This is a genomic window from Aquamicrobium zhengzhouense (genome assembly GCF_016124105.1).
In the GTDB taxonomy this organism is placed as follows: domain Bacteria; phylum Pseudomonadota; class Alphaproteobacteria; order Rhizobiales; family Rhizobiaceae; genus Aerobium; species Aerobium zhengzhouense.
Map to the genome: position 1 here is coordinate 105637 of NZ_JADGMQ010000002.1, position 13321 is coordinate 118957.

Below are 13321 nucleotides of genomic sequence, written 5' to 3' on the forward strand. Positions count from 1 at the left end.
TCCCCCTGCCTGGCCCCAAGGACCAAAAATTCAGATGATTCCGCTTCGGATTGCCGTAGCTATCGCCATTGCGCGGTTGCTCGCTCCAAACTTTTGAATCGCGTGAGCGATGTAGCTGTTAACGGTGTTGGAGGAGACTCCCAGGATTAGTGCTACCTCATCTGTGGTCTTGCCTTCCGACACCCACATCAGGCATTCGCGTTCGCGTTCTGACAATGGATCCGCAGAAGCTCGGCCACCGGTTGCAGCGAAGAACTGAACCAGGGCGTAGCAGCACTTCATGTGAATGCGCGAAAGAGCGTCGCCGTCGATCTCGCCAGATGTTTCGCTAGAGAACAGGGCGTAGACGGTGGTTCCATCTGCCACCAGCCGGCGGCAGTGGGTTTCAATGTGTCCATGGTCGCGCAGGGCGCGGCGGTCTTCAGTCGTCAAGAAGCTCGCGCCTGCTGCGAGGAGGGCGCGGCTGCGCATACCCGCTCCCGCAGCGATCCCGCTTTCCAATATTCGTGCAATTCCCTCGCTTCCGAGGTCCTCAAGCGCGTCGAAGATCCAGTTGGAGGTGATGATGCTCACGGATTTCGGCCCGCGCTCAACCGATGGCTGAACCAGCATGTAGCGTTGCGCACCGATCTCGCTGCAGATGCGGCGCATGAAGCGCGCGAGTCCGGTTCGCGATGTCACCGGTGCTGTCGCAGTGCGTGACTCAACAAGCGTGGCTGCATAAGTCATCTGATCGGTTCCATGGCATTCTGCCGACCGGGTTGACCTTGCCCCTCCAGGTTGGAGGAGGCGGTGAGACGCAAACGAATCCAGCTGCAGCCACGCGCGAGCGCGGGCTGTCATGCAGACGCGGATACGGGACAAAACGAACGATTGGCGACAGGAGAAACTGCCTGCAGACATCGGCAACGGAAGCCGAAATCAGGCGAGAACGTTACGCTGAATCAATAGAGACGCGAAGGTTCCATTAGAAACCTTCAGCTACGAATCACCCCAAACGCTCAAGCCCGCCTATAGTTAATTTTGTATTTATCTATTTGATTCGCGTCAAGATTCTTGAAGGGCGCGTCGCCCGAAAAGATGACGTTTCTCAACGGCACAGCACGCTGACAGGCTAGTCGAACCGCCATTGTGCCAAAGCGGTGCACTTTTGGTGCGGCGGGCATCTGAGATGGAGCACCTGATACCCGCATCGCCGGATTCCGGGTTGGCACGCTTCATGCTTCGAGAGGTGAGGGGAACAGGAACTCATCTAGTCACTGGAGCAGTTATGTCCGGATTCAATACCAAGACGCCAAGGCGCATCCTCGTTACCGGCGCCGCCGGGTTCCTTGGCTCACATTTGTGCGATCGCCTGCTTGCGTCGGACCCTGACGTGGAGATCGTTGCGGTTGATAGCCTTTTCTCCGGTTCACGGTCGAACATCGAGCATTTGCGGAGCCATCCGCGGTTCGAGTTTCTGCGCCACGACGTAACGGTCCCGCTCTTTTGCGAGATCGATGAGATCTACAATCTGGCCTGCCCTGCGAGCCCGGTGCATTACCAGTTTGACCCAATCCATACCGTAAAGACGTCGGTCAACGGTGCACTCAACATGCTGGGCCTTGCCAAGCGCACACGTGCGAAGATCCTGCAAACCTCGACGAGCGAGGTTTATGGCGATCCGACGATCTCCCCGCAGCACGAGGGGTATCTTGGCAACGTCAACACAATGGGACCTCGTGCCTGTTACGACGAAGGCAAGCGTGTCGCCGAGACATTGTTCTATTGCTACCGCAACCTTCACGGCGTCGATGCGCGGGTGGTGCGGATCTTCAATACCTACGGGCCGCGCATGCTCCCGGAAGACGGGCGAGTGGTCTCCAACTTCATCATGCAAGCGCTGACGGGGCAGCCGATCACGGTTTATGGCGATGGATCGCACACGCGCAGCTTCTGCTACGTGGATGATCTGCTTGAAGCGATGACGCGGGTGATGGACGCGCCGGAAAGCGACGGCTCTGCGGTTAATATCGGCAATCCGCAGGAAATCACCATCAACCAGCTCGCGTCACTTGTTATCGAGCTGACCGGTTCACGCTCAAGCATCGTGCATAAGCCGCTGCCTCAGGATGACCCGATGCAACGTCGCCCGGACATCTCGAAAGCACAGGCGCTTCTCGACTGGAAGCCCGCGGTCGACCTGCGCGACGGGCTGATGAAAACGATCGAGCATTTTGAGGGCATTCTGATGCGGTCGGCGCAGCGCAGGGTTGCTGCAGAATAGGTAAAGTCGATGAATAAGGTAGTCCTGATCACCGGTTCGGCCGGGTTGATAGGCTCGGAGGCCGCGCGTTTCTTCTCTGCGCGCGGCTTTCGTGTTGTCGGCATAGACAATGACATGCGCGCGCAGCTTTTTGGCGCTGACGCATCGACGGCCTGGAACCGCGAGAGGCTGATCCAGGATCTGCCGAACTACGTGCATGCCAGCATCGACATCCGAGACAGTGCAGCGCTTGAAGAGGTTTTTCGTACCTACGAGAGTGTGATTTCACTCATAGTCCATACGGCGGCCCAGCCGTCTCACGATTGGGCAGCGCGCGATCCGCATGCGGACTTCACGATTAATGCGAACGGAACGCTGAACCTTCTTGAGCTGACGCGCAGATACTGTCCCCACGCTCCGTTCATTTTCACGTCCACCAACAAGGTGTATGGCGACACGCCCAACAGGCTACCGCTTGAAGAACTGGACCAGCGCTGGGAAGTCGCATCCGACCACCCGTATTTCCAGCAGGGGATTGATGAAACGATGTCCATCGATGGCTCGATGCACTCGCTTTTTGGGGCATCCAAGGTCGCAGCCGATGTCCTGGTGCAGGAGTATGGCCGATATTTTGGGCTCAAGACCGCCTGTTTCCGTGGTGGTTGCCTGACCGGCCCTTCACACAGCGGTACGCAGTTGCACGGTTTCCTAGCTTATCTGATGAAGTGTGCCGCGACCGGGAAGCCCTACACCGTGTTTGGTTATGAAGGGAAACAGGTCCGGGACAACATCCACAGCGCCGACCTTATCGACGCGTTCTGGGCGTTCTACGAGGAGCCACGCTCCGGCGAAGTCTACAACATCGGTGGTGGCCGCGATTGCAACTGCTCGATGCTGGAGGCGATCGAGATCTGCGAACAGATCACGGGCCAAAACCTCAACTGGACCTACAGCGAACAAAACCGCGCTGGCGATCACATCTGGTGGGTTTCGGACACCCGCCGCTTCCGTGCGCATTTCCCGCAATGGACGATCCGTCATGACGTCGCATCGATCCTGGAGGAGATTTACGCTGCGAATTATCGGCGATGGCTCGAGGTAGGCTGAGGCAGCGATCTAGCAGTTAAAGCCGGGGGGCGGGAGAGGGCGTGGCGGTTACCGTCGCGCCCTTTCTTTTGCGTGTGCGGCAGAATTTACCGTGCGGCGGATGAACTGCGGATAGCTACAGCGAAGAAAAGCACCATCAACATCCAGAGCGGGTTCGACGAGATGAATATGTCGGACTCCAGATTGTTGTGCATCAGGATGAAAGCGAAGATCGTCAGGGTGAGCCATCCCAGCCGCCCATCCACCTGGGCCAGACGCCCGGCAGCAGACAAGGCAGCAATCAGAAACGCGGTTTTCAGGGCAAAGCCCAGCAGGCCGAGATGGAGAAGCATATCGATGTAGCCATTGTGGCCGGTCGGCGAGACGCGGGCGAAGCCGAGCGTTTCGCGATACGGTATGCCGTCATAGCCGGTGCCCCAGATGGCTTCATAACCGTGCCCGAGCCAAGGCTGCCTGTCGATCAGCCTGGTCGCAAATTCCCAGAGGTCCGTGCGTCCGGTCAGGGTTGCATCTCCAAGCAGAGACGCGTTGAGCGACTTGAAGGTCCACGCGCCACTGCCGGCGCCGATGAAAAAGATCAGCGTAGCCAGACCAACGCCGACGGCTACCAGTAGAGCGGGCGACAGCCTCATGCGCCTGGCAGCATAAAGTAATACAAGTCCAATGGTGGGGGCCAGGATCGCAAGGCCGAGTGACGTCTTGGATTGGGACAAGACGAGGAAAAGTGGCGCAGCCGCGATCATCATCACGGCGATGCAGCGCTGTAACAGTCCACCGAAGGTCACATGATAGAGACCAACGAACAGGAGGACGCCCGACACCCAACCAAACACATTCTTTTGTGGGAAAATCCCGGTGTGGCCGATCGGCCCTGCGGGCTGTGTCAGAACCGAGATGAGGTTCAGGACCGTCACCGCGATCATCACGACCAGAAGCGCTCGCATCATCACGTGAAAGGAGTGAGCTGAATAGACAGCAAGGATCAGCGTCGTCGTGATGATGCAGAGCAGTACTCCTCGCATGAGGGTCAGCTTGGGAAAGAGGCTCCACGCCGCGGAAGCTACTGCCAGAACAAGGATGACAGCGGCGGCCGCCATCCCCAGATTGTCGATTGGTAGGCGCCGGTATGATCCAGTCGACAGGCTGCAGACCAAAGCCAGCATGAAGAGCAGTGGATAGGCGATCATCTTCAGCGGCGAGCGCTCCCCCGCATCTGCCGGAAGGGGCGCCATCCAACCCATCTGCAGCTCAAGCGGAGAATACTCTCCGCCACCAAAGGCAAGCGGCCAGACGATAAGGACGTAACCCAGCATCATCGCGGGGATCAGCGACCCCAACTGTCCGCCAAGACGGGCCAGCGAATCTTGAAGTGCGACCGATACCTGCCGCACAGCCGCGTGTCGTTCGAGGCGCGCAAGAAGGGTTGGGGAGCGCGTGTTCATCGCTCGATGCCCTCTTCCAGCGGCTCTAAAAGGTCCAGCCACTCGGGAGCGCGCGGTTTAGACTTGGCTGCACGCAGTGTGCTCAGAACTTTGTTGGCAAGCGGCAACCCAACGATTGAGCGGAAGGCGTAAAAGGTGGAGCGGCCAAGAGGCATTCCCGCCTGCATTCCTCGAAATAGAGCGAAAGGTACCAAGACCGGATGGGTGAACGCACTCAGTTCTGAGGCGATGGCCGCGTTGATCAGCGCTTGGCCCCGCGATGTTAAATGCTGCCGGGCGTAGCGCTGAAACGCTAGGAAGTCTTGCCGCGAACGATAGCGTCTGGATGCGCGCGAACTCCGGCTGTCATCGACGTAGACGGCCAGGAGATCGTCCAGAACCGCAATGTGTTGGGCCGCGCGGAGGCAGTCGTACACAAAGGCCTGATCCTCCAGCATGCGGATCTCGGGCCGAAACCGGACGTTCTGGAGGATGAGGCGGCTGACGCACAAGACGTTGATGTTGTAGTAGTCGCCGCCACGGAAGGTGAATTCCTCCAATGGGGTTTGTCCATCCCACCGGCGCGCCGGAAGCTCGGACCATGAAATGCGCCCATCACTCTTTCCATGAAGGCGGAATTGCCGATGGAGCAGGACGCCCGGTTGCTCTCGCTGGATCGTGCGTGCCAGAACTTCCAGCTTGTGAGGAAGATAGATGTCGTCGGCATCGAGAAACACGATGTAATCGCCGCGCGCCGTGTCGAGGCCGCGATTGCGGGAGGTCGATGCTCCCAGATTGGTCGGGTTGGTCAGGCACGTGATCCGCCTGTCTTCCAGATCTGCGCATACGATTGCTGCCGGCTCATTCGACGCGTCATCGATGACGATGATTTCGAAATCGCCATTGGTTTGATTGAGGCAGGAGCGTAACGCGATCCGCAACGTGTCATTGCTGTTGTGCGTTGGGATGATGATCGAGAACATCATGATCGGGATCTTCCGACCTGCATGTCGGAGCCGCGCAGTCCAACGATCAGAAACGAGATCAGAACGCCAATCTGTACCGTCGCCATCACCACGAGCGCGGCTGAGATGTCGAAGCCGAAAGCCAGCACCGCCAGGAGAAACGCGGTCGATGCCGCAGCCGCCATGCCGATCATCGCAACTGTCCTGAAGCGGTGATGAGCGTTCAAGAAGACCACCAGGGACCAGTTGCTCAATATGAGGAGGCTCACGGCTCCCCACCCGGCAACGAGCAATCCGATGTGCGGGAACTGCGAGTAAAACCGGTTCTCGATCAGCGGCCAGAATAGGCAGACCGCGCCGGCCCAGATCGACGTTGCGGCCACCATCAGGCCGATGCCCGCGCCCGTAAGCCACTTCGCCTCTTCAACTTCTCCGGCTTGGACAAGTCCTGCAATGCGAGGTTGTGCGATACGCTGCCACGCAGAACCCAGAAGTTGGAGCGGAGCCCAGAGAATGCGACCTGCCTCGACGAGGCCAAGCTGATCGACGCTTCGGAACAGCGGGATGGTCAGCACGTGCAATCGGGTCTGCGCCTCGTTCGTTGCGGAGTTGATTACCGACCAGCCGGCTCCCGGAAAGGCAGAATGATAGAGCCCGAGAATATTCCCTCTTGGGGCTGGCTCTGCCGACTGACCGCGGAACATCCAGAGAGCGATTGAGGTGGAAAGAGCAGAAGCTAAAAGCGCAGCCGTTTCAGTTCGACTGATATAGAAAAGGACCGAGTAAGAGATCAGCAGCAGAACGAAACTTGCTGCTCCGAGCCTGGCTGCAGATACGACGTCAGCCTCAAGATAGAACAAATTACGCCGTGTCTCGCGCGCGAGCCATGCAGCGGAAAATGCCGCGCCCGCTGCCGCAGTCACCACATCACCCGACGCCCAAAACCCGACTGCGGCGATGATGAGCGCGCTTGCGAGCCTGAAACGTAGATCAACCGCGTGTAGGATGGCGATTTTCTCGAGGCGCTGGGCATCAGCCGTTTGTCGGACATGCACCAGAAGCGGAATTCCTATCGCGCCATAGTGGAGGCTCGCGGCGATGAGTGTGCAGCCGGAAATGAGTGCGAACCGCCCAAAGGTCGCGGGGTCTGTTCCCACGATCAACACGGCGGAGAGGATCAGGGACGCAAGGCTGTGCAGCCCCTGGTCGAGGAATGACAGCGCGACCGCACCCACGCCGAACGGACCGTCCGGCGTGGCCTTCTTGCGGGGAATGTCGAGCTGGGTGCTTGCCATATTGCGCCCGCAGACTCAGACGTAGTTCTGGCGGCCGGTGGGCGCGCGATCTTCGTCCGGTCGAAATGCGCCGGGAAAGGCCCATTGGCGGGCGATATTCCAGCAAAACAAAGGGTTCAGGAACAGATAGCGCCGCCACAGCCGTGTCGGTTCGCACAGCAGGCGAAACAGCCATTCCAGTCCTCGGTCCTGCATCCATGCTGGCGCCTGTGGCTGAGTTCCAGCATGGAAATCAAACGCCGCACCGACTGCTATCACCGGGCAGGAGAGGTCTTCGGCGTTTTCGAAAGCGAACACTTCCTGGCGTGGACAGCCGAGCCCGACGAAGACGATGCGTGCCCCGGTCTCCTTGATCGCAGCGATGACCTCGGAGTTTTCAGCGCTGTCCGCCATGCGAAAGCGCGAGGTTGCGGTCCCGACGATACGAATGCCTGCAAACTTCTCCCGCAGGTTTATCTCAAGCCGCTCCATCACCTCGGGGCGGCTGCCATAAAGGAATATCGGCACACCCTCACGTGCCGCGGCTTCGCACACCCGAAGCATCAGGTTTGGCCCGTAGACGCGATCTTTCAGTCCAGTGGCATGCAGAAGATTGAGCGCCCAACGAACCGGCTGGCCGTCAGGAACCACCATATTCAAATGATTAAGCCGGTAGCGATGGGAGGGATCTTGCACACCTGTCATCACGCCGTGGACAGCCAGGGCGGTGACAGAGAACGGCTTTCCGGAATTCGCTGCGTCCATTATACGCGTTACAGCGCCCTGATAGTCGGTGGCGTTAACCCCAACCCCGAGAATCGGCAGCTTTTCGCCACGTTTCATTGTTTAATCCTCGCGTCATGCAGAGGATTCCATGCAACGAACGTGCCAGTGCCTGGTGATCCGAATTGACACGCTGGCGGGTCGTGGCATGCGGCTTGCTGAGGGGATTTATGCAGGTGCTCCTAACCGGCCTTCAGTCGGTGGGGTGACACAATCTGGCACAGGACACATTTCGCGATGCGCAGATTCCGGCTGGACAGAGACGACATTCGGCCTCCAGAAAAGGTCGAACTGATTGACTATCGGGGCTTCGAAACCACCGAGCGATCTGAGGCACCGTTTGTCTCCGACGTTCGCGTTGTATGGTCGGCCGTTTCAACACGTGCTCGGCTGGTGGCAGCGTGCACTATCGGTGCGCTCTTTCTTGCGTTGGCCTATATCTGGATCGTGCCGCCCGTCTACGAGGCGACCGCCGATGTGTTGATCGATCCGAGACGGCGCGCCGTCTTTGACCAGGAGATTGTCCCCGGAGGCATGGGGCAGTCATCACTTGGGGCAGACACCTTCCTGCTGGACAGTCAGGTCAATGTCATGACCTCGCAGCCCATCTTGCGACAGCTGATCACCGAGCTGAATCTGCTGGATGATCCGGATGCGGTCGCAAGCTCAAGCAGTTCGATCTTTCGCGATTTCGCACGTCTGCTGTTGCGTGGGCCACGAGCCGCTTCGACTGCAGGGCTGAGCGATGAAGACAAGGCCGTGCGGGCGCTGCAAGAGGACGTTGAAGTTTACCGAAAGGGGAACACCTACGTTCTTGGCGTGACCGTCAAATCGAAGGATCCAATCCAGGCTGCTGACATCGCCAACAAGCTGACTGAACTCTATATCGCAGATCTCAGCCGTAACACGCGTTCGCAGATTTCCGAGGTGGAGGAGCAGCTTGGCGGACGTCTTGAGGAGCTTCGGGAAGCCGCGCTGGCATCGCAGCGAAAAGTTGAAGAATACCGGGCCCAAAATGGTCTGTTGAGTGCCGAACGCGTCACCGTCGTTGAGCAGCAGCTGCGTGACCTCAACCAGCAGCTCAGCGTCGTGTCGACGACCGCGAGCGCCGCGAAGTCGCGTTGGGAAGAAGTGTCTCGCATGCGCGGGCAACCGGTGGAACGGGTTCTGGCCGCAGGTTCGCTAGACTCGCCGCATCTTGATTCCTTACGCCAGCAATACTCGTCACTGACTTCACGGGAAGCCTCGCTTTCAGCCACGCTGATGCCGCGCCATCCGTCCTTGCAGGCGCTGAGAGATTCCAAGTCGACTGTTCAGGCCGATATCAAGCGCGAAGTCGATCGGTTGATCGCGCGCTACCAGGTAGAGCATGATGTTGCGGCAGCAAACGAGCGCGCAATCCGTCAGCAGATAGCACAGCTGGAGGCGGCGACCGTCGCGACCAATCAGGCGAGTGTAGAGCTGCGGGATCTCGAGCGCCAGGCCGCATCCGACGCAGCCATTTACGAGCAGTTCCTCGTGCGGTCGAAGGATGCACGCGAACAGGTCAATCTCCCGAACGATGTGGCAAGGGTGATTTCGCAAGCGAGCCCCGACTTCACGCCTAGCTGGCCGAAGCCGTTCCTGCTGCTTGGCGCGGCACTGGTTGTAGGCCTCGGTCTAGGGCTTTGCCTTGCGCTGGCAATGCAGCTTTTTGGTGGTGCGGGGCGAGCAACCTCGGATAAGCCGTCCTCCGGATCGCTTCTTGGTGGCGTACGCTAATGGCTGAGGTCGTTCGGGACTTCCGTACCAGCGACAAGTCAATGCCCGGGACCAATTTCGCTGCCGTTACGGTTCTCTGCGTCACGGCAGCAATCGCTTCTGTTCTCCTCACGCTCGTGCGCGAACTGCCGATCGGCACCTATTATTGGGACATCTACTTCTTCGCGGACGCAGCTCATCGCATCCGTGGAGGAGAGGTGCCGCATCAGGACTTCTTCCTCTCCGTCGGCGCCCTGCCGTACTACCTCTATGAATTGCTGTGGCGCGTGTGGCCCGATGGTCAACCTCTGCTTCTCGGGCAATATTCGCTGCTGATCGTCACTTTGCCGCTGATGCTTGCGGTGGTTCTTTCTGCCGGTGTTTCCGCTGGGAGGGTTGTAGCAGTCGTCCTGCCGTTTGCGTTCTTCAGCCTTGCGCCGATTAACTCCAACGAATTCGTTTCCGTGCCGTCGGTCGATGGATACGGACTCTACAATCGGCAGGCAGGGCTGCTCCTCTATGTCCTTGCATCCGCTTTGGCGCTGGTAAGGCGGCACCTGGTCCTTGGCACGATTGTCGGATTGAGCGCAGCAGCGCTGTTCTTTCTGAAGATTACCGGCTTTGTTGCGGGCGCTGGTTTCGTGGGCGTGGCCGTCCTCGCGGGGAGGCTTGGTCCCAAGGCGATCGCTGCCGGTCTCGTCGCCTTCCTGGTCCCGCTCGCGCTCGTCGAACTCGGTCTCGGCATCGTCTCGCTCTACATCGCCGATGTCTTGGCGATGCTGTCCCACAATAGCGGCGGCTTTATCGGGAGATTTTTGCGTCTGGTCTCGCATGAGCTTGACGTTCTGGCCCCGGCCGCTGTCTTGTGCGGCGCGCTCGCCTATCTGGAGCGGGGCAGGCTCGTTGCTGCACTGACGACACCTTTTCCGGAAAATGTCACGGGGCTTTTCTCGCTGACATCCGTCCAGCTCGCGTTGATGACGGGATTCGCGATCCTGTTCGAAATGCAGAACACAGGGTCCCAGGAGTTCATCTACCTGTGGCCGCTGTTATCCGGGCTTCTCATCCCGGGACATCAACTGGAGGGGCGCTGGCGGGTGGTCATCATTACGCTTGTCGCGGTCACTGCTTTGTCGTTGATCACGAAGACAGTGCACAGGCTCGGGAGAGCGCTTGCGATCATGCCGACCCAGATCAGTCTTGACCTGCCTGAGCTGGGCATACTGAACAGTGTTTCAGCTCGGGACGACTATATCCGGCGCGCGGAAAAACTGCGCGCACACTTCGCGGACAACGTCAATGGATACCGAACATTGATCAGCGAGGGCGAAGATCCTTCATTTCTGTATTACACGACGCCTGACACCCAAATTCTTTACCTCATCGATGTTGCTGAAGGCATCAAAGCGATCAGGCACCATGAAGAGGCGACCGGAAACCATTACGCCAGTCTGGCGGGATTGGATTACGTGGATCCGCTGCCCATGCTGATGGGGCGTCAGGGTGCCAAGGCGATGCCAATGGGACTTGATCCGACCCGCGGTTATCCGGCTGCTCGCCACGATGACTATCGTGCCGGTCTTGCACAGGTGGACGCAATTCTCGAACCGATCTGTCCGCTGGTTGATCAGCGAGCCGCGATCCGGGCCATTGCTGAGCCCGTCCTGGAAGGACGGCGAAAGGTTCAGATCGACCCGTGCTGGGTGCTTTACGAAAAGCCGTGATGGGCGGAGCGCTGGCGGTTCAACCTGGTCTTCAGGTCGCGAGTGTAGCACTGTCCGCTTCAAAGGATGGCGTGCGATCGTGCAGCCGACCGCGGCGCAGCTCATGTGCATGCTCCCGCATCGTCATGACGCGGTGTCCCTTGGCGAGGTCGGAGAGAACCATATCGATGATGGCGAGCTTTCGCGCCGAAGGGAGCCGCATGCCCGGAAAACGCGACAGGATGTGGAGATCGTCGCAGCCAAGAAAATCGAGCGGATGCAGCAGCACCGAGGGCTGGACACCGAAGAGGCGGCACGCAGACAATGCGGCTTTCCAGTAAGCAGTCGCAATCGCTCCTGAATGCGTTGCTAGAAACGACAGATAGGTCAGATGAAAGGGCGCACGGATCAGCGGTGTCGTGGTCACGGGAATTTCGACCATTCGTCCCGTGGACAGGTTCCATTCATACGGATTGATGGGACGAAGCCCGTCGGCCAGCGAACCGAACAGCAGGGAACGCTTCTTGCGTTCCTCCGCCGACAGATCAGAGCGCGTGAAATAATAGGCTCGGGCAAGCGGCCCCAAAAACGTCGGCAGCGTCGAGGCGTCATATTCATATCCACGCTCGCACAGTGTTTCGAGAAGTGGCGTGGACAGGCAGAAGCTCGGGCCGCGAAACCCGATAGTGCGCTGGCCCGTCGCGTCGCCGATGGCATCTTCAGCTTGCGCAATCTCGGCACTCATCGCCTCACGCGAACTTCGCGAGAGCCACGGCTCATGGTGAAACGAGTGGTTGGCGATCTCGTGGCCGGCCTCCGCGATGCGGCGAAGCGCCTGTCGGTTCTCCTTCAAGGCTGCATCCTGCCCAACGATGAAAAAGGTGATTTTCAATCCATGATGATCAAGTCGATCAAGGATGCGAGGCGTGACGAGATCCAGATAGGAGGGGAAAGTCTCCCAACCAGCGATCCCCGCCGTTTTCATATAGGTCCAGAGGTTGTCCAGATCGAGCGACAGGCTGGCGGGGCGCATAACGTTCCTCAAAAAGCGTTGCGGTAAGCGCTGGCTGCGAAAAGAGTCATCAGCAAGATACGGATGTCGAACCAGAACGACCTGCGTTGCAGATATTCAAGATCGTGGGCGACGCGGTGCTTCATTTTCTCAAGCGTGTCGGTTTCGCCACGAAATCCTTTGACCTGGGCCCACCCCGTGATGCCGGGAAGCGTATCGTAGCGATCCCAGTAGCGGTCGACACGGGGAGCAAACTGTTCATCCAGCGCGACCGGATGCGGCCGCGGACCGACCAGCGACATGTCGCCAAGAAGCACGTTGAGCAGCTGAGGCAGTTCATCAAGATTGACACGGCGGAGGATGCGACCCACCCGGGTGATCCGCTCATCGTCTCGCATCGCCTGACGAAACTCGTCGTTGTTCTCGTCTCGCATGGTGCGGAATTTGTAGATGCAAAAGCGCGTGCGCCCGACGCCATAGCGCTCCTGCCGGTAGAACACCGGCCCCGTGCTGTCGATACGGATTGCGATGGCGACGAGCGCCAAAAGCGGAGCGAACACCACGAGCGCAAGAAGCGCGCCGACGATGTCGAAAGCGCGTTTGGCAATCGGGCTGGAGCGTGGCAGTGGCCGCGCATATTCGACTGTGTGGCCTGTCCTCATCTTGCTGCTACTTCGACATGCTGAGCGCCGCTGGTCTCCTCGGCCGGAGACTCGTGATTGGCGGAGGCGATCAGGGAAACACCGGCAATAACAAGGGCAGCCCCGAAGCCAGCCTTGAGCGAAAGCGGATCTCCGAAAAAGACCACGGATGCCGTCGTTATTCCGACCATCGACAGGGAAATGACGAACACATAGGACATCATCAGGCTGAGGTCTCGCAGAGCGAGTAGATAGCACCCCAGAAGAAGGACACATGCCATGCCGCCTGCCCACAGATAGGGATTGACGGCGAAGCGCAGCAGCGTCTCGAAGGTGCGTTCCTGCGGGAACGCACCCATTGCCAGCTTGAACATGACGTTCGACGTGATGTTCGAGAGCACGGCGATGATCAGGAATATCCAGGCCATGT

General features: G+C 59.0%; 12 protein-coding genes. 4 read left to right on the top strand and 8 right to left on the bottom strand.

The window, feature by feature from the left end; genetic code table 11:
- Positions 1-30: 30 nt before the first annotated feature.
- Entirely contained in the window at positions 31-729 is a 699-nt protein-coding gene (locus IOD40_RS03665; RefSeq protein WP_198474460.1) for a helix-turn-helix transcriptional regulator, read from the bottom strand.
- Positions 730-1270: 541 nt separating this feature from the next.
- Here IOD40_RS03665 and IOD40_RS03670 point away from each other — a divergent pair.
- Both IOD40_RS03670 and IOD40_RS03675 read left to right on the top strand, forming a co-directional pair.
- Positions 1271-2266, top strand: a complete 996-nt coding sequence (locus tag IOD40_RS03670; RefSeq protein ID WP_198474461.1) for a UDP-glucuronic acid decarboxylase family protein — start codon at positions 1271-1273, stop codon at positions 2264-2266.
- Between the two features lie 9 nt (positions 2267-2275).
- The gene (locus IOD40_RS03675) at positions 2276-3352 is read left to right on the top strand and encodes an NAD-dependent epimerase/dehydratase family protein (protein ID WP_198474462.1); all 1077 of its coding nucleotides are present in this window, start codon (positions 2276-2278) and stop codon (positions 3350-3352) included.
- Positions 3353-3438: 86 nt separating this feature from the next.
- Here the strand turns inward: IOD40_RS03675 and IOD40_RS03680 are convergent, their stop codons facing one another.
- The 4 genes from IOD40_RS03680 to IOD40_RS03695 are packed head-to-tail and all read right to left on the bottom strand — an operon-like array spanning position 3439 to position 7855.
- Entirely contained in the window at positions 3439-4794 is a 1356-nt protein-coding gene (locus IOD40_RS03680) for an O-antigen ligase family protein (protein WP_198474464.1), read from the bottom strand.
- Complete coding sequence (locus tag IOD40_RS03685; RefSeq protein WP_198474466.1) at positions 4791-5759, bottom strand: glycosyltransferase family 2 protein; 969 nt, start codon at positions 5757-5759, stop codon at positions 4791-4793. Before IOD40_RS03685 ends, IOD40_RS03680 begins: the two co-directional genes overlap by 4 nt.
- Positions 5756-7033 carry a polysaccharide biosynthesis protein gene (locus IOD40_RS03690; protein WP_198474468.1) on the bottom strand — a complete coding sequence of 426 codons (1278 nt, stop codon included), beginning with the start codon at positions 7031-7033 and terminating at the stop codon, positions 5756-5758. Before IOD40_RS03690 ends, IOD40_RS03685 begins: the two co-directional genes overlap by 4 nt.
- Before the next feature lie 15 nt (positions 7034-7048).
- Entirely contained in the window at positions 7049-7855 is an 807-nt protein-coding gene (locus tag IOD40_RS03695) for a WecB/TagA/CpsF family glycosyltransferase (RefSeq protein ID WP_198474470.1), read from the bottom strand.
- 177 nt (positions 7856-8032) lie between these two features.
- Here IOD40_RS03695 and IOD40_RS03700 point away from each other — a divergent pair, with 177 nt between their 5' ends.
- Together IOD40_RS03700 and IOD40_RS03705 are read left to right on the top strand one after the other, a co-directional pair.
- Positions 8033-9556 carry a GumC family protein gene (locus tag IOD40_RS03700; RefSeq protein WP_198474472.1) on the top strand — a complete coding sequence of 508 codons (1524 nt, stop codon included), beginning with the start codon at positions 8033-8035 and terminating at the stop codon, positions 9554-9556.
- Positions 9556-11259, top strand: coding sequence for a hypothetical protein (locus tag IOD40_RS03705; protein ID WP_198474474.1), 1704 nt, complete (start codon positions 9556-9558; stop codon positions 11257-11259). Before IOD40_RS03700 ends, IOD40_RS03705 begins: the two co-directional genes overlap by 1 nt.
- A gap of 31 nt (positions 11260-11290) precedes the next feature.
- Here IOD40_RS03705 and IOD40_RS03710 read toward each other — a convergent pair whose 3' ends face one another.
- Genes IOD40_RS03710 through IOD40_RS03720 form a run of 3 tightly spaced genes read right to left on the bottom strand, consistent with a single transcriptional unit; the run spans position 11291 to position 13319 of the window.
- Positions 11291-12271, bottom strand: coding sequence for a polysaccharide deacetylase family protein (locus IOD40_RS03710; RefSeq protein WP_198474476.1), 981 nt, complete (start codon positions 12269-12271; stop codon positions 11291-11293).
- Between the two features lie 8 nt (positions 12272-12279).
- Entirely contained in the window at positions 12280-12912 is a 633-nt protein-coding gene (locus IOD40_RS03715; protein WP_198474478.1) for a sugar transferase, read from the bottom strand.
- A complete protein-coding gene (locus tag IOD40_RS03720; protein ID WP_198474480.1) occupies positions 12909-13319 on the bottom strand; it encodes a DMT family transporter in 411 nt (136 codons plus the stop codon). Before IOD40_RS03720 ends, IOD40_RS03715 begins: the two co-directional genes overlap by 4 nt.
- Positions 13320-13321 lie beyond the last annotated feature (2 nt).